The sequence below is a fragment of the Pseudomonas sp. MEJ086 genome, from assembly GCF_030209025.1.
Taxonomy (GTDB): domain Bacteria; phylum Pseudomonadota; class Gammaproteobacteria; order Pseudomonadales; family Pseudomonadaceae; genus Aquipseudomonas; species Aquipseudomonas fulva_A.
In genome coordinates this window covers 149,702-176,391 of sequence record NZ_JARVSV010000025.1, presented here as the reverse complement: position 1 = coordinate 176,391, position 26,690 = coordinate 149,702, and the positions used below count along the sequence as shown (strand labels likewise).

General features: G+C 62.8%; 20 protein-coding genes and 2 pseudogenes. 17 read left to right on the top strand and 5 right to left on the bottom strand.

Annotated elements, in window-relative coordinates:
- The first annotated feature begins 72 nt into the window (after positions 1-72).
- Both QRN22_RS16960 and ppnP read left to right on the top strand, forming a co-directional pair.
- The gene (locus QRN22_RS16960; RefSeq protein WP_042553668.1) at positions 73-615 is read left to right on the top strand and encodes a 3'-5' exonuclease; all 543 of its coding nucleotides are present in this window, start codon (positions 73-75) and stop codon (positions 613-615) included.
- A gap of 83 nt (positions 616-698) precedes the next feature.
- A complete protein-coding gene (gene ppnP / locus QRN22_RS16955; protein ID WP_042553669.1) occupies positions 699-980 on the top strand; it encodes a pyrimidine/purine nucleoside phosphorylase in 282 nt (93 codons plus the stop codon).
- Between the two features lie 191 nt (positions 981-1,171).
- On the opposite strand, the gene QRN22_RS16950 is transcribed toward ppnP, so the two are convergent.
- Positions 1,172-1,648, bottom strand: coding sequence for a DUF1289 domain-containing protein (locus QRN22_RS16950; protein ID WP_042553670.1), 477 nt, complete (start codon positions 1,646-1,648; stop codon positions 1,172-1,174).
- A 395-nt stretch (positions 1,649-2,043) separates the two neighbouring features.
- Here QRN22_RS16950 and acnB point away from each other — a divergent pair, with 395 nt between their 5' ends.
- Both acnB and QRN22_RS16940 read left to right on the top strand, forming a co-directional pair.
- The gene (gene acnB, locus QRN22_RS16945) at positions 2,044-4,653 is read left to right on the top strand and encodes a bifunctional aconitate hydratase 2/2-methylisocitrate dehydratase (protein WP_042553671.1); all 2,610 of its coding nucleotides are present in this window, start codon (positions 2,044-2,046) and stop codon (positions 4,651-4,653) included.
- Between the two features lie 224 nt (positions 4,654-4,877).
- Positions 4,878-6,227, top strand: coding sequence for a pyridoxal phosphate-dependent decarboxylase family protein (locus QRN22_RS16940; RefSeq protein ID WP_042553672.1), 1,350 nt, complete (start codon positions 4,878-4,880; stop codon positions 6,225-6,227).
- 29 nt (positions 6,228-6,256) lie between these two features.
- Here the strand turns inward: QRN22_RS16940 and ampC are convergent, their stop codons facing one another.
- On the bottom strand, positions 6,257-7,420 hold the full coding sequence (gene ampC / locus QRN22_RS16935) for a class C beta-lactamase (RefSeq protein WP_042553673.1): 1,164 nt from the start codon (positions 7,418-7,420) through the stop codon (positions 6,257-6,259).
- A gap of 248 nt (positions 7,421-7,668) precedes the next feature.
- Here ampC and alaC point away from each other — a divergent pair, with 248 nt between their 5' ends.
- The 7 genes from alaC (at position 7,669) to QRN22_RS16900 (ending at position 16,397) form a co-directional block, all read left to right on the top strand.
- Positions 7,669-8,913: an alanine transaminase gene (alaC, locus tag QRN22_RS16930; RefSeq protein ID WP_042553674.1), complete on the top strand. Its 1,245-nt coding sequence runs from the start codon at positions 7,669-7,671 to the stop codon at positions 8,911-8,913.
- A gap of 72 nt (positions 8,914-8,985) precedes the next feature.
- Positions 8,986-10,386: a sigma-54 interaction domain-containing protein gene (locus QRN22_RS16925; RefSeq protein WP_042553826.1), complete on the top strand. Its 1,401-nt coding sequence runs from the start codon at positions 8,986-8,988 to the stop codon at positions 10,384-10,386.
- A gap of 289 nt (positions 10,387-10,675) precedes the next feature.
- The gene (locus tag QRN22_RS16920; protein WP_042553675.1) at positions 10,676-12,067 is read left to right on the top strand and encodes a GntP family permease; all 1,392 of its coding nucleotides are present in this window, start codon (positions 10,676-10,678) and stop codon (positions 12,065-12,067) included.
- 52 nt (positions 12,068-12,119) lie between these two features.
- Positions 12,120-12,890, top strand: coding sequence for a 3-hydroxybutyrate dehydrogenase (locus QRN22_RS16915; RefSeq protein ID WP_042553676.1), 771 nt, complete (start codon positions 12,120-12,122; stop codon positions 12,888-12,890).
- Between the two features lie 60 nt (positions 12,891-12,950).
- Entirely contained in the window at positions 12,951-14,906 is a 1,956-nt protein-coding gene (locus QRN22_RS16910; protein WP_042553677.1) for an acetoacetate--CoA ligase, read from the top strand.
- 183 nt (positions 14,907-15,089) lie between these two features.
- The gene (locus QRN22_RS16905; RefSeq protein WP_231570151.1) at positions 15,090-15,809 is read left to right on the top strand and encodes a substrate-binding periplasmic protein; all 720 of its coding nucleotides are present in this window, start codon (positions 15,090-15,092) and stop codon (positions 15,807-15,809) included.
- Positions 15,810-15,878: 69 nt separating this feature from the next.
- Positions 15,879-16,397, top strand: a complete 519-nt coding sequence (locus QRN22_RS16900; RefSeq protein ID WP_042553679.1) for a thioredoxin family protein — start codon at positions 15,879-15,881, stop codon at positions 16,395-16,397.
- Positions 16,398-16,445: 48 nt separating this feature from the next.
- Here QRN22_RS16900 and QRN22_RS16895 read toward each other — a convergent pair whose 3' ends face one another.
- Complete coding sequence (locus QRN22_RS16895; RefSeq protein WP_197077012.1) at positions 16,446-17,660, bottom strand: PilT/PilU family type 4a pilus ATPase; 1,215 nt, start codon at positions 17,658-17,660, stop codon at positions 16,446-16,448.
- Positions 17,661-17,811: 151 nt separating this feature from the next.
- Between QRN22_RS16895 and QRN22_RS16890 the strand changes: the two genes are divergently transcribed.
- From QRN22_RS16890 to ssuD (QRN22_RS16865), 6 genes are all read left to right on the top strand, one after another.
- Entirely contained in the window at positions 17,812-18,090 is a 279-nt protein-coding gene (locus QRN22_RS16890) for a peptidylprolyl isomerase (RefSeq protein WP_042553680.1), read from the top strand.
- Positions 18,091-18,208: 118 nt separating this feature from the next.
- Positions 18,209-19,060, top strand: coding sequence for a 3-mercaptopyruvate sulfurtransferase (gene sseA, locus QRN22_RS16885; RefSeq protein ID WP_042553681.1), 852 nt, complete (start codon positions 18,209-18,211; stop codon positions 19,058-19,060).
- A 1,180-nt stretch (positions 19,061-20,240) separates the two neighbouring features.
- Positions 20,241-21,398, top strand: a complete 1,158-nt coding sequence (ssuD, locus tag QRN22_RS16880) for an FMNH2-dependent alkanesulfonate monooxygenase (protein ID WP_042553682.1) — start codon at positions 20,241-20,243, stop codon at positions 21,396-21,398.
- A complete protein-coding gene (locus QRN22_RS16875) occupies positions 21,395-22,582 on the top strand; it encodes an acyl-CoA dehydrogenase family protein (protein ID WP_042553683.1) in 1,188 nt (395 codons plus the stop codon). Before ssuD (QRN22_RS16880) ends, QRN22_RS16875 begins: the two co-directional genes overlap by 4 nt.
- Positions 22,583-22,590: 8 nt before the next feature.
- Positions 22,591-23,691, top strand: a complete 1,101-nt coding sequence (locus QRN22_RS16870; protein ID WP_042553684.1) for a sigma-54 interaction domain-containing protein — start codon at positions 22,591-22,593, stop codon at positions 23,689-23,691.
- 79 nt (positions 23,692-23,770) lie between these two features.
- Positions 23,771-24,907 (top strand): FMNH2-dependent alkanesulfonate monooxygenase, encoded by a 1,137-nt coding sequence (gene ssuD, locus QRN22_RS16865; RefSeq protein WP_042553685.1) that lies wholly within the window; start codon positions 23,771-23,773, stop codon positions 24,905-24,907.
- A 103-nt stretch (positions 24,908-25,010) separates the two neighbouring features.
- Here the strand turns inward: ssuD (QRN22_RS16865) and QRN22_RS26690 are convergent.
- Together QRN22_RS26690 and QRN22_RS26685 are read right to left on the bottom strand one after the other, a co-directional pair.
- Positions 25,011-25,607, bottom strand: a pseudogene (locus tag QRN22_RS26690) (methyl-accepting chemotaxis protein); the annotation flags it as partial.
- A 261-nt stretch (positions 25,608-25,868) separates the two neighbouring features.
- A pseudogene (locus tag QRN22_RS26685) lies at positions 25,869-26,585 on the bottom strand (MCP four helix bundle domain-containing protein); the annotation flags it as partial.
- Positions 26,586-26,690 lie beyond the last annotated feature (105 nt).

Below are 26,690 nucleotides of genomic sequence, written 5' to 3'. Positions count from 1 at the left end.
CATTCGTCGGTCTGACTCTGCAGCGCTCGTGACATCGATGAATACACCGGGTTTTGCGGACAAGGAGAAGCTATGGGGTACTGGCTGGTCATCGACCTGGAAGCCACCACCGAAGAGGGTGGCTGGCCCATCGAGCATATGGAGATCATCGAGATTGGCGCCTGCCTGGTGAATGCCAGTGGTCATGAGATCGATCACTTTCAGCGCTTCGTCCGGCCTCTGCGCCGCCCCAACCTGACCCGCTTCTGCCGCGAGCTGACGCATATCGCCCAGGCGGATGTCGACTCGGCATCGACCCTGCCCATCCTCTGGCCGCAATTCGAACGCTGGCTGGAGCCGCACAGGCCGCGCCTGCAAGGCTGGTGCAGCTGGGGCGACTACGACCACAAGCAACTGCAGCAGGACTGGCAGAGCAACGGGCTGGTCAGCCACTTGCAGGCACTGCCCCACGTCAACCTCAAGCGGCGCTTCGCCGAAGAGCGTCACCTGGCTCGCCCTGTCGGGCTCAATGCGGCCTTGCAGCTTGCCGGTATCGGCTTCACCGGCCAGCAGCACCGCGCCCTGACCGATGCTCGCAATACCGCTCGCCTGCTCCCCCTGGTAATGGCTGGCTGAAGGCATGCGCTATAGAGGTGACGGCGGGTAACGCCTTGGGCATACTTGCCGGCCATTTCTTTCTGCGCCTAACGAGGATGCACATGTTCAAGGTCAACGAGTATTTCGACGGCACCGTCAAATCCATCGCGTTCGGCATGGCAGAAGGCCCGGCCACCATCGGTGTGATGGCGGCAGGCGATTACGAATTCGGCACCAGCCAACTGGAAGTCATGCATGTGATCGCCGGCGCGCTGACCGTGAAACTGCCTGGCAGCGACAATTGGGAAACCTTCACCGCTGGCAGCCGCTTCACCGTGCCAGCCAACAGCAAGTTTCAGTTGAAGGTCGAGCAGGACACCGCCTACCTGTGCGAATACCGCTGACAGATCGCCCCGCGGTAATCGAAAGCCCGGCCAAGTGCCGGGCTTTCGCGTTCAGGGCAGCCGATTTACGGGTATCGCTGCGCTCAACGCCAGGTGACGGGATTTGGTGGTGGTAGTCGGTGAGACACCGTGGTGGCGCTTGGCGCCGACCGTTGCCCAGGGTCGAGCACGCCCGGCAGTGGCCTCGAAGCCTAGACCCGCAGCTCCATGCCTTCCTTGAGGAAGCGCGGCGCGATGTAGCGCTCGAAGTGCGCTTCGGAAAGCAGGAAGAATTCGCGGTCGATGGCATCCCGCAGATCAGGCAGCTCCCAGCCGCGGAACTCCGGCAGCAGGGAAATACCGTAGGCATCCAGCTGGGTGATCACCCGTGCACCACGGGCCAGCAGCTGGTATGCCCAGCAATAGGCGGACTGGTGGGGAACGAAGCGAATCTTTCGCTGTTCCAGCTGTTTGAGCAGCAGCGTCTCGTCGAAAACTTCCAGTTTGGCGGCCATTACCTGCACCAGGAGCATCTCCAGGCGCAGCCACACCGCCTGTTTTTCCTCGTCGCTGTAGCCGTTCCAGTTGATCACCTCGTGGTGGAAGCGCTTGCAGCCACGGCACACGGAATCCCCGAATACCGTGGAGCAAAGGCCTACGCAAGGCGTCTTGATACGTTGATTGGACATGCGTTACATCGATACACAGGACTATAGAGGGTGCATCTTAGCCCTTTGTCTAATACGGATCACCCCAGAGGGTGATGGGTCTTTCGCTTAACTTTGTTCCAGTTTTCAGCTAGAATCAGCGCGCCTTGCGAAAGGCGCCAATGTCCGTTGGAAGCTGTTTTCAAAGCGTCACGAGCACAGTCGATCCTGCAGGTCGATGTTGGCATGGTCATCCCCCGGCCATGCCAACCCCTCATCAGACCCGTCCTGCCGGCGTAAAACTTTGAAAGCAGCTTCCGGATGGAAGCATTGAAACCATCGCGCACAGCCCATGAGGCTGAGCTGCTGATGTGTTTAATGCGTTCCTGCATGCGTCCCGGACACCCTATTTGGGACCACTGATGAGGGTAATAACTGTGCTTGAAGCCTACCGCAAACACGTAGCAGAGCGTGCCGCCCAGGGTATCGTGCCCCAGCCGCTAAACGCCGAACAAACCGCTGGTCTCGTTGACCTGCTGAAGAACCCGCCGGCCGGCGAAGAAGAATTCCTCCTCGACCTGATCACCAATCGCGTGCCGCCAGGCGTCGACGAAGCGGCCTATGTAAAAGCCGGTTTCCTCTCCGCTATCGCCAAAGGCGAAGCCACCTCCCCCCTGCTCGACAAGAAGCGCGCCACCGAACTGCTCGGCACCATGCAGGGCGGCTACAACATCGCGACCCTGGTCGAGCTGCTCGATGACGCCGATCTGGGCGCCATCGCTGCCGAACAACTCAAGCACACCCTGCTGATGTTCGACGCCTTCCACGACGTTGCCGAAAAAGCCAAAGCGGGCAATGCCCACGCTCAAGGCGTGCTGCAATCCTGGGCCGATGGCGAGTGGTTCAAGAAGCGTCCGACCCTGGCCGACAAGATCAGCCTGCGGGTTTTCAAGGTAACTGGCGAAACCAACACCGACGACCTGTCGCCCGCTCCGGATGCCTGGTCGCGCCCGGACATCCCGCTGCACGCTCTGGCCATGCTGAAAATGGCCCGTGAAGGCATCGTGCCTGACGTACAAGGCTCCATCGGCCCGATGAAGCAGATCGCCCAGATGTACGGCGACGGCTTCCCGGTTGCCTACGTCGGTGACGTGGTAGGTACCGGTTCCTCGCGTAAATCCGCCACCAACTCGGTACTGTGGTTCTTCGGCGACGACATCCCGTACGTGCCGAACAAGCGCGCTGGCGGCTTCTGCTTCGGTACCAAGATCGCCCCGATCTTCTACAACACCATGGAAGATGCTGGCGCTCTGCCGATCGAGTTCGACGTGTCGAACATCAACATGGGCGACGTGATCGACCTGTACCCGCACCAGGGCAAGGTCTGCAAGCACGACAGCGACGAAGTGATCACCACGTTCGAGCTGAAGACTCCGGTTCTGCTGGACGAAGTTCGCGCTGGCGGCCGTATCCCGCTGATCGTGGGTCGTGGCTTGACCGACAAGGCTCGCGCCGAACTGGGCCTGGGCCCAACCGACCTGTTCAAACTGCCGGAAGCACCAGTCGACACGGGCAAGGGCTACACCCTGGCACAGAAGATGGTCGGCAAGGCCTGCGGCCTGCCGGAAGGCAAAGGCGTACGCCCTGGCACCTACTGCGAACCGAAGATGACCACCGTCGGTTCCCAGGACACCACGGGCCCGATGACCCGCGACGAGCTGAAAGACCTGGCGTGCCTGGGCTTCTCCGCTGATCTGGTGATGCAGTCCTTCTGCCACACCGCGGCCTACCCGAAGCCCATCGACGTCACCACCCACCACACCCTGCCGGATTTCATCCGCACCCGTGGCGGCGTGTCGCTGCGTCCTGGCGACGGCATCATCCACAGCTGGCTGAACCGCATGCTGCTGCCGGATACCGTCGGTACCGGTGGTGACTCGCACACCCGCTTCCCGATCGGCATCTCCTTCCCGGCCGGTTCCGGCCTGGTCGCCTTCGCCGCTGCTACCGGTGTGATGCCGCTGGACATGCCGGAGTCGGTTCTGGTGCGCTTCAAGGGCAAGCTGCAACCGGGCATCACCCTGCGTGACCTGGTGCATGCCATCCCTTACTACGGCATTCAGAAAGGCCTGCTGACCGTCGAGAAGAAAGGCAAGATCAACGCCTTCTCCGGTCGCATCCTGGAAATCGAAGGCCTGGACGACCTGACCGTCGAGCAAGCATTCGAACTGTCCGACGCCTCCGCCGAGCGTTCCGCAGCCGGTTGCACCATCAAGCTGCCGGAAAAAGCCATTGCCGAGTACCTGAAGTCGAACATCACCCTGCTGCGCTGGATGATCAGCGAAGGCTACGGCGATGCACGCACCATGGAACGTCGCGCTCAAGCGATGGAAGCCTGGCTGGCCAAGCCGGACCTGCTGTCTGCCGACAGCGATGCCGAATACGCCGAAATCATCGAAATCGACCTGGCCGACATCAAGGAGCCGGTTCTCTGCGCGCCTAACGACCCGGACGACGCGCGCCTGCTGTCGACCGTTCAGGGCGAGAAGATCGACGAAGTGTTCATCGGTTCGTGCATGACCAACATCGGTCACTTCCGCGCTGCCGGTAAGCTGCTGGATCAGGTCAAGGGTCAGCTGCCTACCCGTCTGTGGCTGTCGCCGCCGACCAAGATGGACGCTCACCAACTGACCGAAGAAGGCTACTACGGCATCTACGGCAAGGCTGGCGCGCGCATGGAAATGCCGGGCTGCTCGCTGTGCATGGGTAACCAGGCGCGTGTCGAGCCGAATTCGACCGTGGTGTCGACGTCGACCCGTAACTTCCCGAACCGCCTGGGCGATGGTGCCAACGTGTACCTGGCTTCTGCCGAGCTGGCCGCTGTCGCGTCCATTCTGGGCAAACTGCCGACCGTCGAGGAGTACATGGAGTACGCGAAGAACATCGACAGCATGGCTGCCGACGTTTACCGCTACCTGAGCTTCGACCAGATCGCCGAGTTCCGCGAGGCTGCGGCCAACGCGAACATCCCGGTCGTTCAGGCTTAAGGCTTCACCTGCGTCAGAGAGCCCCGCCTGGTGCGGGGCTTTTTTATGCGCGCAGGAAAACGCAGTACTACCGCAGAAACGTCGAACACTCGGCGGCAACTGTACCGGATACAGCTGTACTGGCCGGCCGACTGTAGGGGAAAAGCGCCGAAAGTCTGTATCTGCCGGCGCAACGACGCTCTCGGTTAGGGTTAGCCATCGCACTTTCCTGCCGAGAAGCCCCCATGCACACCGATGAACGCGCATTACTGGCCGACGCCGATCGTCGCGCCCTCGCCTATTACGACAGCATCGAGCAACGCCGCGTCTACCCCCTGCAAAGCGCCATCGCGGCGCTGGCCGGCTTCGACGAGCCTCTGCCAAAGGCTGGAAGTCACGCCGAGCAGGTACTGCAGCAGCTCGACGAACTGGGCACGCCTGCCACCGTCACCAGCAACGGCCCGCGTTACTTCGGCTTCGTGATCGGCGCTACCCTGCCTGCCGCGGCAGCCGCCGAGCGCATGGTGCTGGCGTGGGACCAGTGCGCGTCATCGTTCGACGGCTCGCCGGTTGCCGACAAACTGGAGAAGGTCGCTGCACGCTGGGTCTGCGAGGCGCTCGGCCTGCCGACCGACAGCGCAGTCGGCTTCGGTACCAGCGCCACGGCCTGCACACTCGCCTGCCTGTCTGCAGCGCGCCGCCAGTTGCTGGCGAAGCTAGGTTGGGATTTCGATCAGGATGGCCTTGTCGGCGCGCCAGAGATTCGCGTGGTGATTTCCGAAACGGCCCACATCACGGTGAAAAAGGCCTTGCGCGTGCTCGGCTTCGGCATGGGGCGCCTGCACCTTGCGCCAGTTGACGAACATGGCCGCATCGACCCGGCCAGGCTCCCGGAACTGGACGAGCGCACCCTGCTGATTCTTCAGGCGGGCGAAGTCAATACCGGCGAGTTCGACCGCTTCGCCGAACTGATTCCCCGCGCCAAAGCTGCCGGTACCTGGGTGCATGTCGACGGTGCATTCGGCCTGTGGGCGCGAGCCTCTTCGTCAGCCGGGCTGGCCGATGGCATCGAACAGGCGGACAGCTGGACCACCGACGGCCACAAATGGCTGAACACCCCGTACGACAGCGCCATGGCCATCTGCCGTGACGGCGACGCTCTGGCTGCAGCGATGAACAGCGATGCGGCCTACGCGATGGCCTCGAAAGACTCGCAAAAGAACCTGACTCTGGAGTTTTCCAGGCGCGCGCGCGGCGTGGCGATCTGGGCGGCGCTGGCCAGTCTCGGTCGCGATGGCCTGCGCGAGCTGATCGACCGGCATATCCGTCAGGCCGGATACCTGGCCGAGGCGCTACGCCAGGGCGGCTATCAGGTACTCAACCGGGTGCGACTCAATCAGGTGCTGGTACGCGCCGACTCGGACGAGCAGACCACTGCGATCCTCAAGGCCGCACAGGATTCAGGCGAAGTCTGGTTCGGCGCCACCGTCTGGCAGGGCCGGCCGGCCTTCCGCCTGAGCGTGAGTTCGTGGCGCACCACGGATGCCGATATCGAAACCCTCATCCGCCTGCTGCTTCGCCTGAAAAATGCCTGAGCCAGCGCCCAGCCAGCCCAGGCACGGACTTAGCGCTCGTCTTTCAGCACCTGCTGAAGCAGCGTGAAGGACGCATCCACACGGGCCTCGAGGGGCACGTTGCGGTTGGCCAGCAGGACCAGACCGATCTCTTCATCGGGGATGAAGGCGATATAGCCGCCAAAACCATTGGTCGAGCCGGTCTTGCTGAACAGCACGCCCTGCTCGGAGGTGTCCCGGCTGCTCAGGCGACTGGCCGGGCGACGCTCCAGGGCCATGGCCGGTGCGTTGCCGGCCAGCAGCGCCTCGCGGGAAACCGGCCAGGGGTAGCGCTCCCAGATCATCGCCTGGGTGAACTCGGCCGTTCGGGTGACGCCCTGGTGCGTCGTCTGTATGGCGGCGGAAAGCTGTTCGGGTACCGACACCGCGCCCAGGTTGATATCGACGAAGCGCAGCATGTCGTCGATATCCGACTTCAAGCCATAGGCTTCGGCATCGAGCATGCCCGGGGTGACCCGGATCGCCGCGTTGCTCTCACGGGCGTACCCATAAGCGTAGCGGCTCATCTGCGCGGCAGGCACGTTGACGTAGGTATCTTCGAGCGCCAAGGGCTGCAGCACCTGGTCATGAAGGGCCTGGGCATAGGACTGCCCGAATGCCTTGGCCGAAATCCGCCCCAGCATGCCGATACCGACATTGGAATACGAGCGCTCGTGACCGCTACCGGCCTCAGGCTGCCACTGTTTCAGCCAGGCCAGCAGACTGGCGTCGTCTTTGGCCTCGTCCGGCGGCTGCAATGGCAGGCCGCTGCTCTGGTGGGTGGCCAGGTTCATGAGGCTCAGAGCGCCGAAGGGGCGCTTGTCCAGCTCGGGGATATGCTTGGCCACCCGGTCATCGAGGGACAACAGCGAACGTTGCTGCGCCAGTGCCGCCAGGGTGACGTTCAGGGTCTTGCTCAGCGAGCCCAGCTCGAACAGCGTGTCGGGCGTGACCGCAATGGCCGCAGCCCGGTCCGCCATGCCCTGGGTGTAAACGTAGCGCTTGCCCTTCCAGGTCACGCCAACGGCCAGGCCAGGAACGTCGTACGTTGCCATCAGCGGCTTGAACACTTCAGCGGCGCGGGCCTGAAACGCCTGCTCGGACATGGCGGCAGCCGAAAGCGACGTACCGAGGCTGACGGTGAACAGACCTATGGCGATATATCCATGCTTCATTTTTGCAACTGCTCTCCATTTTTTCCTGGATGTGACACCAGTCACCCGAGTCGCAGGGGTCACCGGTATTCGAATCGACGCCAAGGATAACGCTTCATGCAGGGCCATGGGCCAGTGTCGACAACCTCGCGAGCGTTTCTGCAGAGCCTCTCGACAAAGCCTGCGACTGAGATTATTGTCCGCCCAGGCCACCGCAGTGGTCTACGTCGCTCGGACGGTTCCGGGCGCTTACGTTCTTCGAGGAAAGCATGGCTGACCAAGCTCCGCGCCGCTTTGCGCGCATCGATCGTCTCCCCCCTTACGTATTCAACATCACCGCTGAACTGAAGATGGCCGCTCGCCGCCGTGGCGAGGACATCATCGACCTGAGCATGGGCAACCCCGATGGCGCGACACCGCCGCATATCGTGGAAAAGCTGGTGCAGGTCGCTCAGCGTGAAGACACCCATGGTTACTCCACCTCCCGTGGCATTCCGCGCCTGCGCCGGGCGATCTCGCGCTGGTATCAGGACCGCTATCAGGTCGACATCGATCCGGAAAGCGAAGCCATCGTCACCATCGGTTCCAAGGAAGGCCTGGCGCATCTGATGCTGGCCACCCTGGATCATGGCGATACCGTGCTGGTGCCCAACCCCAGCTACCCGATTCATATCTACGGTGCAGTGATCGCCGGGGCCCAGGTGCGCTCGGTGCCGCTGGTGCCAGGGGTGGACTTCTTCATCGAGCTGGAGCGCGCGATCCGCGAGAGCATCCCCAAGCCGAAGATGATGATTCTGGGCTTCCCCTCCAACCCCACCGCGCAATGCGTGGAGCTGGACTTCTTCGAGCGTGTGGTGGCCCTGGCCAAGCAGTACAACGTACTGGTGATCCACGACCTGGCGTATGCCGACATCGTCTATGACGGCTGGAAAGCCCCGTCGATCATGCAGGTACCAGGCGCCAAGGACATCGCCGTGGAGTTCTTCACGCTCTCCAAGAGCTACAACATGGCTGGCTGGCGAATCGGCTTCATGGTCGGCAACCCCGAGCTGGTCAACGCCCTGGGGCGGATCAAGAGCTACCACGACTACGGCACCTTCACACCGCTGCAGGTGGCGGCCATCGCCGCGCTCGAAGGGGACCAGCAGTGCGTGCGTGATATCGCCGAGCAGTATCGCCAGCGCCGCAACGTGCTGGTCAAGGGCCTGCACGAGCTGGGCTGGATGGTCGAGAACCCCAAGGCCTCGATGTACGTGTGGGCAAAGATTCCCGAGGCCTACGCCCAGCTTGGCTCCCTGGAGTTCGCCAAGAAGCTGCTGGCCGAAGCCAAGGTCTGCGTGTCACCGGGCATCGGTTTCGGTGATTACGGCGACGACCACGTGCGCTTCGCACTGATCGAGAATCAGGATCGTATCCGTCAGGCCGTACGTGGCATCAAGTCGATGTTCCGGGCCGATGGGCTGATCGAGGCGCCTGCCGCGAAAACGCCGCGCAAGGCCAGCGAAGCCAGCTGACAGCCATGGCGCGGCACCGCAAGGGTGCCGCGCCGCGTTATGATCGGCGCTCACCCCGCAGACGAGCGCGCCATGCAGGACCTCGGCAACTACCCCCACATTCGCCAGTCGGCCATCCGTTCGCTGTTCGAGATCTTCGAGCAATCCAGCGAAGGCACCATCATCGTCGACCGCGACGCCCGTATCGTCTGGATGAACGAGCGCTACGCACAGCGCTTCGGCCTGCATGGCGCCAGCGAAGCGATCGGCCGGCCCTGCGAAAGCGTGATTCCCGGCAGCCTACTGCGCGATGTGGTGAAGAGCGGCCGGCCGATCCTGCTGGACATGATGGACACGCCACGGGAACCTCTGGTGGTGATGCGCCTGCCCATCCGTGACGATGCCGGCGAGGTGATCGGCGCCATCGGCTTCGCGCTGTTCGACGAGCTGCAATCGCTGTCACCGTTGCTGGCCCGCTACCAGGCGATGCAGCAGGAACTGGCTTCCACGCGCTCGCAACTCAAGTCCCGCCAGGCCAAGTACAGCTTCGCCCATTTCATCGGTACCAGCGCCCGCAGCCTGGAAGTCAAACGCCTGGCCAGGCGCAGCGCGACCAGCGATTCCGCGGTGTTGCTGCTGGGCGAGACCGGTACCGGCAAGGAACTGCTGGCTCACGCGATTCACAATGCTTCGCCGCGGGCCAGCAAACCCTTCGTCAGCCTGAATACGGCGGCGATTCCGGAAACCCTGCTCGAAGCGGAATTCTTCGGCACGGCACCCGGCGCCTTCACCGGGGCCGACCGCAAGGGCCGGGCTGGCAAGCTGCAGATCGCCCACGGGGGCACGCTGTTTCTCGACGAAATCGGCGACATGCCGCTGCCGCTGCAGAGCAAGCTGCTGCGGGTGTTGCAGGAGAAGGAGTTCGAGCCTGTGGGCTCCAACGAGGTGCTGCGCAGCGATGTAAGGCTGATCGCCGCCACCTCCATCGACCTGGAGGCGGCGGTGCGCAAAGGCACCTTCCGCGCCGACCTGTACTACCGACTCAACGTGCTGACCATCGCCGTGCCGCCATTGCGCCAACGCCTGGAAGACCTGCCGGCGCTCTGCGAGGCGATCTTCGATGCGCTGCAGGGACGCCACGAGCTGCACCCGGAGGCCATGGCCCTGCTCGCTCGTCATGCGTGGCCCGGCAACGTCCGGGAACTGCACAACGTGCTGGAACGCGCCTGCCTGCTCAGCGATGAGACGCTGCTCGATCGTGCGGCGGTGGCAACGGCGATCGGTACGCTGCAGGCGTTGCCCGAAACGGCCGATGCGCCTGCGGATAACGGTCAGATCGAAGACTTCCATCAGGCCCGGGCGAACTTCGAGCGCGAGCTGATTCGCAAGGCGCTGGTCGCTACCGCGGGTGATGTACCGCAGGCTGCGCAGCGCCTGGGCCTGGGCCGCTCCACCCTGTACCGGAAAATGCTCGAACTGGGCCTTTCGTCCTGATTTCGGGACCAATCCCGGTTTTGGGACAACCGCAGGAAGCAGGCCAGAAAGGCGCAACGTCTGATTTTCATCCCGAAAATGGGACTGACAGCAGGCAGCGCACCTTAGCAAAAAATAAAGTATTTTAAATTCAACAGCTTATAAACCTGGCATAGAACTCGCTATGAGTCAGCCGCGGGCCCACCCGCCGCCGACAACAAAAACAAAAGCGCCCACAGCGCCTGTGCGAGTTACTCGAAGGCTACGGCAGCCTCTCGATTCGCCGTGCTGCAGGGTCAGGAGATAGACGATGAGTGTCATCATCGCCCTCGCTGCACTGGCTCTACTGATGCTGGCTGCCTACCGTGGCTACAGCGTCATCCTCTTCGCCCCCATCGCCGCGCTCGGTGCCGTGCTGCTCACCGACCCCAGCGCCGTGGCGCCCGCCTTCACCGGGGTGTTCATGGAGAAGATGGTTGGCTTCATCAAACTCTATTTTCCGGTATTCCTGCTCGGCGCCGTATTCGGCAAGCTGATCGAGCTGTCCGGGTTCTCGCGCTCCATCGTGGCGGCCGCCATCCGCCTGTTCGGCACCGGCCAGGCGATGCTGGTGATCGTACTGGTCTGTGCCCTGCTGACCTACGGTGGCGTGTCGTTGTTCGTGGTGGTGTTCGCGGTTTACCCCTTCGCGGCGGAGATGTTCCGCCAGAGCAACATTCCCAAGCGGCTGATTCCCGCCACCATCGCCCTAGGCGCATTCAGCTTCACCATGGACGCCCTGCCCGGCACCCCGCAGATCCAGAACATCATTCCCACCACCTTCTTCAATACCACCGCCTGGGCCGCACCCTGGCTGGGGCTGATCGGCAGCCTGTTCGTACTCGGTGTCGGCATGCTCTATCTGCGCCGCCAGTTGGGCAAGGCCTTGCGGGCTGGCGAGGGCTACGGCACAGAGTTGCGCAACGAGCCGGAAACCCCGGACGACATCAAGCTGCCCAGCCCATGGTTGGCCATCGCGCCGCTGATTCTGGTGGGCGTGGCCAACCTGCTGTTCACCCACTGGATTCCCGAGTTCTACGGCAAGACCCACAGCCTGCAACTGGCCGGCATGGCGGCTCCGCTGCAGACCGATGTCAGCAAGCTGACCGCCATCTGGGCGGTGCAGGCGGCGCTGCTACTGGGCATCGTGCTGGTGCTGGTCAGCGCCTTCGGGGTGATTCGCGAGAAGCTCGCCGAAGGCACCAAGAGCGCGGTGGGTGGCTCGCTGCTGGCGGCGATGAACACTGCCTCGGAGTATGGCTTCGGCGCGGTGATCGCATCGCTGCCGGGTTTCCTGATCCTCGCCGACGCGCTCAAGGGCATCCCTGATCCACTGGTCAACGAAGCGGTCACGGTGACCCTGCTGGCGGGCATCACCGGCTCGGCGTCAGGGGGCATGAGTATCGCCCTGGCGGCCATGTCCGACAGCTTCATCGCCGCCGCCAACGCCGCCAACATCCCGCTGGAAGTCATGCACCGCGTCGCCTCCATGGCCAGCGGCGGCATGGATACGCTGCCCCACAACGGCGCGGTGATCACCCTGCTGGCGGTCACCGGGCTGACCCACCGCGAAGCCTACAAGGACATTTTCGGCATAACGATCATCAAGACCCTGGCAGTGTTTTTCGTCATTGGCGTCTTCTACAGCACCGGCATCGTCTAATTTTCATGAGGCGCGCGGTGCTGACAAGGAACCGCGCGCATGAGGAGTTCGTATGAATCTGCAAGGCAAGACCGCACTGGTCACCGGCTCCACCAGCGGCATCGGTCTGGGCATCGCGCTGGTGCTGGCCGAAGCCGGTGCCGATCTGGTACTCAACGGTTTCGGCGACGCCCAGGCGGCCATCGATGCCGTGGCGGCGTTCGGCGGCAAGGTCGGCCACCACCCGGCGGATGTCTCGGATCCACAGCAGATCGAGGCGCTGATCGCCTACACCGAGCAGGAGTTCGGCGCCGTCGACATCCTGGTCAACAACGCTGGCATCCAGCACGTCTCGCCCGTGGAGACCTTCGCCCCGGAACGCTGGGACGCGATCATCGCGATCAATCTCTCCTCGGCCTTCCACACCACCCGCTTGACCCTGCCCGGTATGCGCAAACGCAACTGGGGTCGCATCATCAATATCGCATCGGCCCACGGCCTGGCGGCCTCGCCCGGCAAGAGCGCTTACGTCGCGGCCAAGCACGGGCTGATCGGCCTGAGCAAATCCGTGGCCCTGGAAACCGCCACCACCGGCATCACCTGCAACGCCATCTGCCCTGGCTGGGTACTGACGCCCCTGGTGCAAGCACAGATCGATGCCCGCGCGGCAGAGAGCGGCGACAGCGAAGGCGAGCGGCGCAATCTGCTGGCCGAAAAGCAGCCGTCACTGGAGTTCGTGACGCCCAAGCAGCTCGGCGAGCTGGCACTGTTTCTATGCAGCGATGCAGCCGCCCAGGTGCGCGGTGCGGCCTGGAACATGGATGGCGGCTGGCTGGCACAATAGATGGAAACCGGCAGGGCCGAACGCCCCTGCCCACGAATAAAAAAGTAGTGAGGTAACCCAATGCAGCAACCGCTCTGGACGCCCACGGCCGAACGCATCAGCGCCACACGCATGGACGCCTTCCGCCGCTTCGTCAACAGCCGCCACGGCCTCGCCCTGGCCGACTACACGGCGCTGCACGCCTGGAGCGTGAGCGAGCGCGAAGCGTTCTGGCAGGCCATCGTCGATGTCTTCGACATTCGCTTCAGCCAGCAACCGCAGGCAGTAGTCGAAGAAGGTCCGGCCATGCCCAGCGCTCACTGGTTCCCGGGCGCCACGCTGAACTTCGCCGAGCATCTGCTGCGCCGCCGCGACGAGCACCCGGCCATCGTCGCCATCGGCGAAGACGGCAGCCGAGAGCAACTCACCTACGCGCAACTCGCCGCCCATGTCGCTGGCTTGCAGCGCAGCTTGCAAGAAGCCGGCGTGGGCATTGGTGATCGGGTCGCGGCCTTTATGCCCAACACCTGGCAAACCCTGGTCGGCATGCTCGCCACCGCCAGCCTGGGCGCCACCTGGTCGAGCTGCTCGCCGGACTTCGGCACCCAGGGGGTGATCGACCGCTTCGGCCAGATCGAGCCCAAGGTACTGATCGCCTGCGCGGGTTATCGCTACGCCGGCAAGAACCTCGACCTGACCGACAAGCTCAACGAAATCCTTTCGCAGCTCCCCAGCCTGCAGCAGTTGGTGATAGTGCCCTACGCCAACCCGGCCACCCAGCCGGGCGACTTCCAGACCCAGGCCAATGTCGAGCGCTGGGAGGACTTCTATCGCGCAGAGGGCGAACCGCAGTTCACCCCCGTGCCTTTCGAGCACCCGCTGTACATCCTCTACTCCAGCGGCACCACCGGGGTACCCAAATGCATCGTCCATGGTGCCGGAGGCACCCTGCTGCAGCACGTCAAGGAGCTGGGTCTGCACAGCGACCTGACGGCGGACGACACGCTGTTCTACTACACCACCTGCGGCTGGATGATGTGGAACTGGCTGGTCTCCGGGCTGGCGCTGGGCGCCACGCTGGTGCTGTATGACGGCTCGCCGTTTCACCCGGATGCCAACCGCCTGATCGACCTGATCGACGCCGAGGACATCAGTATTTTCGGTACCAGCGCCAAGTTCATCGCAGCGCTGGAAAAAGCCGGCGCCAAACCGCGCGAAAGCCACCGCCTGCAGCGCCTGAAGGCAATACTCTCCACAGGCTCACCGCTGGCCCACGAGAGCTTCGATTACGTGTATCGCGACATCAAGGCCGATGTCTGCCTGTCATCCATCTCCGGCGGCACGGATATCGTCTCCTGCTTCGCCTTGGGCAATCCGGTTTCGCCGGTGTACCGCGGCGAGATCCAGTGCAAGGGGCTGGGCATGGACGTGCAGGTGTGGGATGACGCCGGCAAGGCGGTGATCGGCGAGAAAGGCGAGCTGGTCTGCGCCAAGCACTTCACCTCCATGCCGGTAGGCTTCTGGAACGACGCCGACGGCGAGAAGTTTCGCAGCGCCTATTTCGAGACCTTCCCGGGCGTTTGGGCCCATGGCGATTACGCAGAGGAAACGCCCCATGGCGGCCTGATAATCCATGGCCGCTCGGACGCGGTGCTCAACCCTGGCGGCGTACGCATCGGTACCGCCGAGATCTATCGCCAGGTGGAGAAGATCGAGCAGGTACTGGAGTCCATCGCCATCGGCCAGCAATGGGACGGCGACGTGCGCGTGGTGCTGTTCGTGCGCCTGCGCGACGGCGTGACGCTCGACGATGCGCTGCAGAAACGGATCTGCCAGGTGATCCGCGCCAACACCACGCCTCGCCATGTACCCGCACGCATCGTCGCGGTGGCGGACATTCCGCGCACCATCAGCGGCAAGATCGTCGAACTGGCGGTACGCAACGTGGTGCACGGCCAGCCCGTGAAGAATACCGACGCCCTCGCCAACCCGCAGGCGCTGGAGCTCTACCGCAACCTGCCGCAACTGCAAGGCTGAATGAGCCCGACTCCCGACCCTCAGGGTCGGGAGACTTCCCGACGACCGTCGTGGGCGCGCAGCGACCGAGTCGACCCGTGCAGTGCCGAACAATGGGTCGAACGCCGCGTGAACACCTGAAATGTTTCACGGATATCCACTCGAACAGCTTCTATACTCGCGACATACCGCCCAGGAATGTCCGTGTTGCGCCTGATCGCCTGCCTGCTGTCCTTGCTGCTGCCTTGCTCGCTAGCTGCCGAGCTGCGCGATATCCAGCTCTACATGCCGGACGCGCCACCATTGGCTCTGCAGGGCGACAACGGTAATGGCATCACCGGTGACATCGCCATCATGGCGCTGCAGCGCGCTGGCTATAACCCGCTGGTCGAGAATGCCCCATGGCTGCGCGCTCAAAAGCGCACGCAGGAATCGCGCGACGTGATGATCGTCCCCCTTTCGCGCACTCCCGAGCGGGAAGAACACTTCACCTGGGTGGCCAATATCCAGCCCCTGTATCGCGCCTTCTTCACCCTCGACAACCCGGTCGCCAGCCTGGAGGAAGCCCGCCAGCGTTACCGAATGATTGCCGTCGGCCTCGGCTCCGCGCAAGAGGAACTGCTCAGAAGCAACGGCTTCACCGACGACCAGCTCTATGTCCTCAAGCTCGGTGACAGGCCGATCCAGCTGGTCAGACGAGGACGTGTCGACGCCTGGTTCACCACCGTACTGGAAGGCCGCCACCAGTGGGACAGCGGCCCCGAGCTGGCGATGAGCGCGCCGCTGGCACCGCTGGACATGTACATCGCCTGCTCGCTGCAATGCGACCCGCAACTGGTCAGATCCGTCCATGATGCCTTGGAGAGCATGCGCAGCGACGGCATCCTGCAGCGCATCACCGAGCGCTACGTGCCGAAGCGCTAGGGTGATCATCGATTGCCGCCTGGCGAATTTTCTGCTGGACTGCCCTGCCACCCTGCACGAGAACTCAGCATGACTTCCTACCAGGCGCTGTTCGCCATCGGCGAACGTTTCGATGCTTTCGTCAGCCACGGATTGCCCGCCGAGATCGCTGCCGTGCAACGCGCACAAGAGCAGCTCAATGGCGAAGGTGCCCTGAGCGCTGACACCCGCCAGCGGCTGGAGGCCGTGGCAGGTCGCTATCACCTGCTGGCCGCTGGCGAGATGTGGTGCCCGGACTGCCAGCTCAACCTCACGGCCATGGACCACCTGCAGCGTTTGCAGCCCCGCGTGGCACTGGCGATCGTCTCCAAGGGCCGTGCCGAGCACGCGTTGAAGGAGCGCCTGAATCTGGAGCGCATGCCGATTCCGCTGGTGGTGATCCTGGACGAAGGCTTCGAGCCCATCGGCCGCTTCGTCGAACAGCCGCAGGCGGTCATATCCGGCGGGGAAGCGAGCACCCCTGACTACCGCGCCGGGCGGCACCTGGAAAGCACGCTGGATGACCTGCTGACGATCATCGAAAGCCACGAGAAGCGCAGCCGCCGCTGAGCGGTCGGCAGGCGACTCATTCAGCACCGGCCAACGCAAGCACCAGGCTCAGATGCCGTGGCGGCCGGGATCCTCGGGCGGCGTATCCACCTCGATGTCTTCCAGCTTCAGTTCCAGCCCCCAGTCGGCAGGTTCGGCAGTTTTCGGCGGGCTTGCCTCAGCCGGTGGCGCGGCCTGCGCCACCGGCACTGGAGCGGCCGGGGTCTCACGATAGAGCTTGAGCTTGAGGCGAACGTTGTTCGCCGAGTCGGCGTTCTTGACCGCCTCTTCTTCGTCGATTGCCCCTTCGTTCACCAGTTCGATCAACGCCTGATCGAAAGTCTGCATGCCGAGATTCCTGGATTTCTCCATGATTTCCTTGATCTCGGCAAACTCGTTGCGCTTGATCAGATCGCGAATGGTCGGCGTGCCGAGCAGCACTTCGACGGCCGCCCGGCGCTTGCCGTCGGTGGTCTTGACCAGACGCTGGGAGACGAAGGCCTTGAGGTTGTTGCCCAGATCGTTGAGCAACTGCGGCCGACGATCCTCGGGGAAGAAATTGATGATCCGGTCCAGCGCCTGGTTGGCGTTGTTGGCATGCAGGGTGGAAATCGCCAGGTGCCCGGTGTCGGCGAATGCGAGCGCGTGCTCCATGGTTTCGCGGTCACGGATTTCGCCGATCAGAATCACGTCCGGCGCCTGGCGCAGGGTGTTCTTCAGCGCCGCATGGAAGCTGCGGGTATCCACACCGACCTCGCGCTGGTTGATGATCGACTTCTTGTGCCGGTGCACGTATTCAACCGGATCCTCGATGGTGATGATATGCCCGCCGCTGTTGCGATTGCGGTAATCGATCAGGGCCGCCAGCGAAGTCGACTTGCCCGAGCCGGTGCCACCGACGAACAGCACCAGGCCGCGCTTTTCCATTACGGTCTTGAGCAGCACCTCGGGCAGTTTCAGGTCCTCGAAGCGAGGGATGTCGAGCTTGATGTTGCGGGCGACGATGGACACTTCATTGCGCTGTTTGAAGATGTTGATGCGGAAGCGCCCGACGCCGTTGAGGGAGATCGCCAGGTTCATTTCCAGCTCGCGCTCGAACTCTTCCTTCTGCGCACCATCCATGATGGCATCGGCGATGTCGGCCACTGCCCCGGCCTTCAGCGGCTCGCCGCTCAATGCCTTGAGCACGCCATTGAACTTGGCGCAGGGCGGCGCCCCGGTCGACAGATACAGATCGGACCCGTCCTGGCTGGAGAGGATTTTCAGCATTGCTTGGAGGTCCATGGGGCAGTATTCCTGTCGGCTAACTGGAGTCTTTTGACCTTAGGCCAAGATGGGTCGATGTACCGCTCAGGAGAAGCCGGAAAATCGACGTCACGCTGATGACGCGGCAAATACTGGCACAATACGCGCCCGGTAAAATGAGGAACCTGTCATGGCAAAGGCAATGGCCCGCCACATTCTGGTCAAGACCGAAGCGGAAGCTGCCGGCCTGAAAAAACGCATCGCAGCAGGCGAGGCATTCGATGTGCTGGCGCGCAAGCATTCCACCTGCCCATCGGGAAAAAAAGGCGGCGATCTGGGCGAAGTACGACCCGGTCAGATGGTGCGAGCCATCGATCAGGTGATCTTCAAGAAACCGCTGCGCGAAGTTCACGGCCCGATCAAGAGCCAGTTCGGCTATCACCTGGTACAGGTGTTCTACCGCGACTGACGTGCCTATCTATGTATAGGTGAAAACGGTCTAGAGGAAATCCATCGCGACTGGGTGCCACCTGCCGGCCAAGCTGGCAGGATGCAGGGGCAACCACCCAAGAAAAGGAGATGGAAGGATGAGTTTTGGTCCCCTGGTCAGCAGCGAATGGCTCGCCCGCGAGGGCGATGCTGAAGACGTTGTGCTTTTCGATGCCAGCACCTACCTGCCCAATGAACCGAAGAACGGCCACGAGGAGTACCTCAAGGCGCATATACCCGGCGCGCGCTTCTTCGATATCGACGCCTTTTCCGACCCCGACACACCACTGCCCCATACCGTGCCATCCCAGGGCCGCTTCGCCCGCCTGATCGGCGCGCAGGGCGTAGACAACAGCAGTCGCGTGGTGGTTTACGATCAGAAGGGGCTGTTCTCCGCCGCCCGTGCCTGGTGGCTGTTTCGCTACTTCGGTCACGAGCGGGTCGCCGTGCTCGATGGCGGGCTGCCCAAATGGCTGGCCGAAGGCCGCCCCAGTGAAACAGGCGAACCGGCCACCGCCACTCAGCGAGCCTTCGAGACCAACGTGCATACTCGCAGGCTAAAGGGCCTGGGCGACGTACTCGAAGCCATCGATCATCAGGACACCCTGATTCTCGACGCTCGCGCCGCCAACCGTTTCGATGGCAGTACCGCAGAAGCCCGCCCGGGGGTTGCCTCTGGCCATATCCCGGGCAGCCACAACCTGCCCTACAGCCGGCTGTTGCGCAGTGACCACACCCTGCTGCCAGCCGACGCGCTGCGTGCACTGTTCGCCGAGGCCGGCGTCGATGGCAAAAAACCGGTGATCACCAGTTGCGGTAGCGGCGTAACGGCCGCGGTATTGCTGCTAGGTCTGGAAATTGCCGGCCTGCCGGAAGCCGCACTGTATGACGGCTCCTGGACAGAATGGGGCAGCCGCCAGGACACGCCCAAAGCGACTGGCGTGGTCTGAAGAAGCCTGGCGCGCGTGCATCCCCGAGGAAGATGCGCGCCAGCGCTGACCTGAACCCGTGCCGATCTGATCGTCTCGCCATTTCCCATTTGAATGTGCTTAGCCAATGAAAGACATCGGCCATCACGCGCCCGATTGATCGGCACGGCAGGGTTGAGGAACGTCACGCCCAAGAACATCAGGGCAGTACGTTGAAAAGGGTGGACTGCGCACATCCATGTGCAGATAACCCCCATCGAACATTCCCTCGAACAGTCCAGGCACTGACACGCCGGTGACTCAGTCCCGGCTAAACCACCAGACGCATCGCATTGCGTGCCTGGGGAAATCTTCTCCAAGGGACGAGCCCGACGCAAATGAACTAGTGTCAAATCGCGTGATAATTAATTTAAAAAAACCTTGTATATCATTGATAACAATGCATTTATCTACGATTTTTCGGTGATTCGAGAGCCTGTAAATCACCTGAGAACTGAAGAACATCCCTTGGTTGGGATGCATTGGGCGGGCGACACTGTTGCAGGACAGACACTGCCGGCACGAAAAGCATCTAAAAGATGCGATATGTTGGAAAAATCGATTGAAAACCATTCTTTAGACACTGATCACGAGCCGCTTTCCCAACAGGACGTTCGGCCGCTCAGTCACCCGAAAAGAAGCATGATAAAACTAGAAAATACTTCATATAAAACACTCAAATATATGATTTATATAGATTTAAAATCGCAAACAAAAAAGCAAGATCAGCGGAAATAAATCAAAACAGCTATAACGATATCCATTCAAATTCTTTTGAAGAATAAGCCTTTGCTCGTATAACCCTGGTGAACAGGACGCGAAACGAGCACGCCATGCCCTGCACCATCCGATCTCTTCCTGCATCTGAGCTGTACGCCCAACAACTGTTGGCTCAGCAACAGTTGCACAACACTAGGTTGTGCGGAGAAACACCTGCCACTCTCACCAGCTGCCTCAAGGCTCCGCAATCCGTGGTCAATGCTGCTGGTACAGCTCTTGCTGTCTGCATGTGCCGCCCTCTTCACGGGGCCCTGTCACAGGACGCGTACATGATTGCTCGCCGCACCACCCCCAGGACACAACGCAGGCCGTCAGCGGTCTCGCCCCACGCCTCCCGGCACCAGCACCGATGCCCGACCCGCCATGAGCAGGAGGCTGCCCGATGAATGTCTTCTGGTTTCTGCCGACCCATGGCGATGGTCACTTTCTCGGTACCAGTCAGGGCGCACGCCCGGTAAGCCTCAACTACCTCAAGCAGATCGCCCAGGCAGCCGACGGCCTGGGCTATTACGGCGTGCTGATTCCAACCGGTCGCTCCTGCGAAGACTCATGGGTGGTCGCCTCGGCCCTGGCCCCCATGACGGAGCGCCTGCGCTATCTGGTCGCGATCCGCCCCGGGATCATTTCGCCCACTGTCTCGGCGCGCATGACCGCGACCCTCGATCGTCTATCGGGCGGGCGCCTGCTGATCAACGTCGTCACTGGCGGAGACCCGGATGAGAATCGCGGCGACGGCATTCACCTGAGCCATGCCGAGCGCTACGAAGTCACCGACGAATTCCTGCGTATCTGGCGTCGCGTGCTGCAAGGGGAAGCCGTGGATTTCGACGGCAAGCACCTCAAGGTCGATAACGCCAAAGCCCTCTATCCACCGCTGCAACGCCCTTATCCACCGCTGTACTTCGGTGGCTCGTCGGAGGCCGCCCACGAACTGGCCGCCGAACAGCTCGACGTCTACCTGACATGGGGCGAACCGCCGGCCGCGGTGGCCGAAAAAATCGCCGACGTGCGGGCCCGCGCCGCCGAGCATGGCCGCACCCTGAAATTCGGTATTCGCCTGCACGTGATCGTGCGGGAAACGGCGGAAGAAGCCTGGGCGGCTGCAGATCGCCTGATCGAACACATCTCGGACGAAACCATCGAGGCCGCGCAGAAGTCTTTCGCGCGTTTCGATTCCGAAGGCCAGCGGCGCATGGCCGCCTTGCATGGCGGGCGCCGCGACAGCCTGGAAATCGCCCCCAATCTCTGGGCGGGCGTCGGCTTGGTGCGTGGCGGCGCCGGCACTGCGCTGGTCGGTGATCCGCAGCAGGTGGCGGCTCGCATCAAGGAGTACGCCGATCTCGGCATCGACAGCTTCATTTTCTCGGGCTACCCCCACCTCGAGGAAGCCTACCGCTTCGCCGAGCTGGTCTTTCCCCTTCTACCAGAGCCCTATGCCAGCCTCGCCGGCCGTGGCATCACCAATCTCACGGGCCCATTCGGCGAAATGATCGCCAACGACGTGCTGCCCAGTACCCAGACCGCGAGGACCAACGCGTGAGCGCCCATCATAAAACTGCAGTTATCAGCCCACTGCAAACCGCGCGAAAGCTGGCGGCCGACTTTGCCGAAACCGCTGTCGAGCGCGACGAAGCCGGTGGTACGCCAAAAGCCGAACGCGACGCCATCCGCCAGAGCGGCCTGCTCGCGCTCAGCATCCCCACTCAGTTCGGCGGCCTGGGTGCCAGCTGGACCGAGACCCTGGGGGTGGTGCGTGAATTCGCCAAGGTCGACAGCTCCATCGCCCATGTCTTCGGCTTCCAGCACCTGATGCTGGCGACCGTGCGCCTGTTCTCCCGCCCGGAACAATGGCAACCCTGGTACGAGCAGACCGCGCGCAAGAACTGGTTCTGGGGCAACGCCCTGAACCCGCTGGACACCCGAACCATCGTCAAGAAGTTCGACGGCTGGCGCGAGTTCTCCGGCAAGAAGAGCTTCTGCTCGGGAGCCACCGACTCGGAAATGCTGATCGCTTCGGCCGTCGACGAGAGTGCCGGGGGCAAACTGCTGATCGCAGCTATCCCCAGTGGCCGTACCGGCATCACCCTGCATGACGACTGGAACAACATGGGCCAGCGGCAGACCGACAGCGGCAGCGCGACCTTCGAGCGGGTGCGCGTCGAAGAAGAGGAGCTGCTGCTCGATCCGGGCCCGCTGAGTACACCGTTCGCCTGTCTCCGGCCACTGATCGCGCAATTGCACTTCTCGCACATCTTTCTCGGCATCGCCGAAGGTGCTCTGGAGGACGCACGCCATTACACCCTCAAGGAGGGTCGCCCGTGGTTCAGATCCAAGGCTCAGCACACCAGCGAGGACCCGTACATCCTGCGCCACTACGGTGAATTCTGGGTTGGCCTGGAAGGCGTACGCCTGCTGGTCGAACGTGCCGCCGCGCAGCTCGACGAGGCCTGGAGCAAGGAGCATGCGCTGAGCGCCGAAGAACGCGCCCGACTGGCCATTTCCATATCCACCGCCAAGGTGGCGGCCAGCCGTACCGGCCTGGATATCTGCAACCGCCTGTTCGAAGTCACCGGCGCTCGCGCCACCCATGCCTCGCTGCGCCTCGATAGACACTGGCGCAACCTGCGCACGCAAACCCTGCACGACCCCGTGGACTACAAGATCCAGGAACTGGGCGACTGGGCTCTCAACCAGACACGCCCCACGCCAACCTTCTACTCATAGGGATAACCATGCAGCTGCTGACGCTTCCTCCCTCCCCCGCACTGGCTACCTCGATTCGGGCAACCGCTCAGGTTTTCGAAGACCCAAAATCGCAGGCGCTGCTCGCCCACTTGCAACAGGTCGCACCCAGCGAGGCAAGCGTCCTGATAATCGGCGAAACCGGTACCGGGAAGGAACTGGTCGCGCGGCACATCCACAACCTCAGCGGCCGGCGCAACGGGCCGTTCATGGCGGTCAACTGCGGCGCCTTCTCCGAGTCGCTGGTCGAGGCCGAATTGTTCGGCCACGAAAAGGGGGCCTTCACCGGCGCCCTGGCCGCCAAGGCCGGCTGGTTCGAGGAGGCCAACGGCGGCACCCTGTTCCTCGACGAGATCGGTGACTTGCCGATGCCCATCCAGGTGAAGCTGCTGCGCGTTCTGCAGGAGCGCGAGGTGGTACGCCTGGGCTCACGCAAAAGCATTCCAATCAACGTCAGGGTGCTGGCAGCCACCAACGTGCAGTTGGAAAAGGCCATCAACGCCGGGCATTTTCGCGAGGATCTGTACTACCGCCTGAATGTCGTCAGCCTGCAACTGCACCCGCTGCGCGAGCGCCCTGGTGACATCCTGCCGCTGACCCGGCACTTCATCACGGCCTACAGCAATCGCCTCGGCTATGGCGAGGTGCGCCTGACCCACGAGGCTCAAACCAAGCTGGTCAATTACAGCTGGCCCGGCAACATCCGTGAGCTGGAGAACGTCATCCACCATACGCTGCTGATCTGCCGCGCCGGGGTGATCGAGCACGACGACCTGCGCCTGTCGAACATGCGTATCGAGCGCCAGGACGGCGCACCACCGGTCGACGAGTCCGCCGATGCCCTGCTGCAGCGCGCGTTCCAGCGGCTGTTCGAGGAGCAGAGCGGCGCCCTGCACGAGAAGGTCGAAGACAGCCTGCTAAGGGCCGCCTACCGTTTCAGCCATTACAACCAGGTACACACCGCCAGCCTGCTTGGGCTGACGCGCAACGTCACCCGGGCCAGGCTGATCGCGATTGGCGAGCTGGTGGTCAACAAACGAAAACCTGCACAAAGTTCGCAGGGCAACCGGGTCATCAACCTGTCGATCTGACGAACGATGACCATGCCGAGCATGCGATAGAAGAAGGCTGAATAGCCTTCCCCCACGATCGCGTATAAGGATGCATTTCATGAGCCTGGACATATTCTGGTTTCTTCCCACCTCCGGTGACACCCGCTATCTGGGCCACTCCGGGAGCGGCCGTCCCGCCACCAACGCCTACATGAGGCAGATCGCCGTGGCCGCCGATCAGCTTGGCTACGATGGCCTGCTGATCCCAACCGGCGCCAGCTGTCTCGATCCCTGGGTCACGGCGGCAAGTCTGGTGCCGGTGACCCAGCGCATCAAACTGCTGGTGGCGCTGCGTACCTCCCTGGGCAACCCCACCGCCTCGGCCCGCCAGGCGGCCAGCCTCGATCAGGCCAGCGGCGGCCGGCTGCTGCTCAACGTGGTGCCAGGCGGCGACGCCACCGAGCTGGAAGCGGACGGTGTGTTTCTCGATCATGACCAGCGCTACGAGGCTTCAGACGAGTTTCTCGGCATCTGGCGCCAACTGCTGCAAGGCGAGACCGTCGACTTCGACGGCAAGCATCTCAAGGTACGCGGTGCGCAGAACTTCTTCGCGCCGGTACAGACGCCCTACCCGCCCCTGTACTTCGGCGGCTCGTCACCGGCAGCCCACGACCTGGCAGCCAAGCATGTCGACGCCTACCTGACCTGGGGCGAGCCGCCAGCGGCAGTGGCCGAGAAGATTGCCGACGTGCGTGCCCGTGCAGCGGCCTACGGCCGCACCGTGCGCTTCGGCGTACGCCTGCACGTGATCGTGCGCGAGACCGACGCCGCGGCCTGGGCGGCCGCCGACGAGCTGATCAGCCATCTGGACGATGAAACCATCGCCGCCGCGCAGACCAACTACGCCAAGATGGATTCCGAAGGTCAGCGGCGCATGGCGGCCCTGCACGGCGGCCAGCGCGACAAGCTGGAGGTGGCGCCCAACCTGTGGGCTGGCGTTGGACTGGTACGCGGCGGTGCCGGCACTGCGCTGGTCGGCGACCCGCAAACGGTAGCGGCGCGTCTTCAGGAATATGCAGACCTCGGCGTCGACAGCTTCGTGCTCTCCGGCTACCCGCATCTGGAAGAGGCCTACCGCTTCGCCGAACTGGTGTTCCCACTGCTGCCAGGCAAGGGCAAGGTCACCGTCGAGGGTGCTTTCACCGGCGGCGCCTTCGACATTCGTGCTGGCCAAAAGAACGACAACGCAGCCTGATCCGCCCCACATTCGAATAGCCGTGGGCAGCCGCGGCCGTCGCGCCCACACGGCCCAAACCCGCACTCCGCTTGCCGGGGCGAGCATCAGGCCGCCCCACTGCTCACAGCTGAAAATGCCTCAGTTTGACGCTCAGGCCCGTAGCCAGTTCGGCAAGCGCACGGCTGGCACTGCCCGTTTGATCGGCGCGAACCGCGGACTGAGCAGAGAGGTCACGGATACGTACCAGGTTGCTGTCGACCTCCCGGGCGACTTGAGACTGCTCCTCGCATGCGCTGGCGATCACCGTATTGCGATCATCGATCACCGTTACGGAGCTGGCGATCAGGCTCAATGCATCCTTGGCTGACTGAGCCTGGCCCTTGGTTCGCTGAGCCTGTTCGCTGCTCACTTCCAGGGCCGATACGGTACTCCGAGTGCCCTGCTGAATGTGGCCGATCATGGTTTCGATTTCACGGGTCGACTCACTGGTACGGTGGGCCAGCGCGCGCACCTCATCGGCAACCACCGCAAAGCCGCGGCCAGCATCACCGGCACGGGCGGCCTCGATCGCGGCGTTCAGCGCCAGCAGGTTGGTTTGCTCGGAAACCGAGCGAATGACCTCCAGCACCTTGGTAATTTCCAGTGTTCGAGAAGCCAGAAGCTGAGCCTGCTCGGAGGCGCTGGAGACGTTTTCGGTCAGCTCGATGATGGACCGAACCGTCCGCTCGAGCTCCTCCTCACCGAGCTTCGCCGTACGGGACGAGGCCCTGGATTCCTCTGAAGTCGATACCGCATTGCGCGTGACCTCGTCGACCGCCTGACTCATTTCGGTCACGGCGGTCGCGGCCATCTCGATCTCGCTATTCTGGGTCACCAGGTCAGTGTTGTTGCTCAGCATCAACGCGCTCATTTCCTCGGTGGCCGAGGACAACTGGCTCGCCGCATCGCCGACATGCGTCAGTGTCGAGCGCAGATTGCCACGCATGCGCTCCATGGATTGCAACAGCAGGGCCGCTTCGTCGATGCCCGAGATGTCAGCGCATGTCGGCCGCAGGTCGCCTGCCGCCACGGTCTCGGATACCGCCAGCGCTTGCCCGATGGGTCCGGAAAGGCTCTTGGTCAGACGCCACGCCAGCACCACCGTTACCACCACTGCGATAAGCATCGTGATGAGGGTGATCAGCTTGGCCTTGTCGTACTCGGCAGTGGCATTGGCACTCGATGCCTCCTCGGACGCATCGTTGATCTGTTCGAGCTTGCCCAGCTCATCGACCATGGTTTTCGCAACACTGGCCATCTGCGTCCACGCCAGCTCTCGTCCTGCCTCGCCCTGCCCGGATCTGACCAGCTGATGCACCTGTTCTGCCTGGCCGCCATAGCCCTGGAAGATACGGTCTATGTTGTCGAGCAGCGCGCGCTCATCCGCAGAGGTTATCAAGGGCCGATAAGCTGCCATGGCCTCAGCGAACTCCGCCTTGCGCTGCTTCAGTTCTTCGTAGGCCTCGGTGAGTTGGGCGGCATCGCGCGTGGAGAGCATCTTCATGACATCGAAACGCGTATTGGCAAACGCAAGGGCTATGTCATCGCCAATGGCTATCCCCGGAAGGGCATCGTTTTCGATCTCCAGCCCTTCGCCCCTGATGCTCGCCAACTGCAGCAAGCTGAAACCGCCGAGCCCCAATACCAGCACGACCATGAGCGCGAAGCACAGGAGCGTTCGCTTGGCAATTTTCAACCGTCTCAACATCGCATGCACCCCATAGAGCTAGAAATAAAGCATCGCGTATGCCTTTCCATCTCT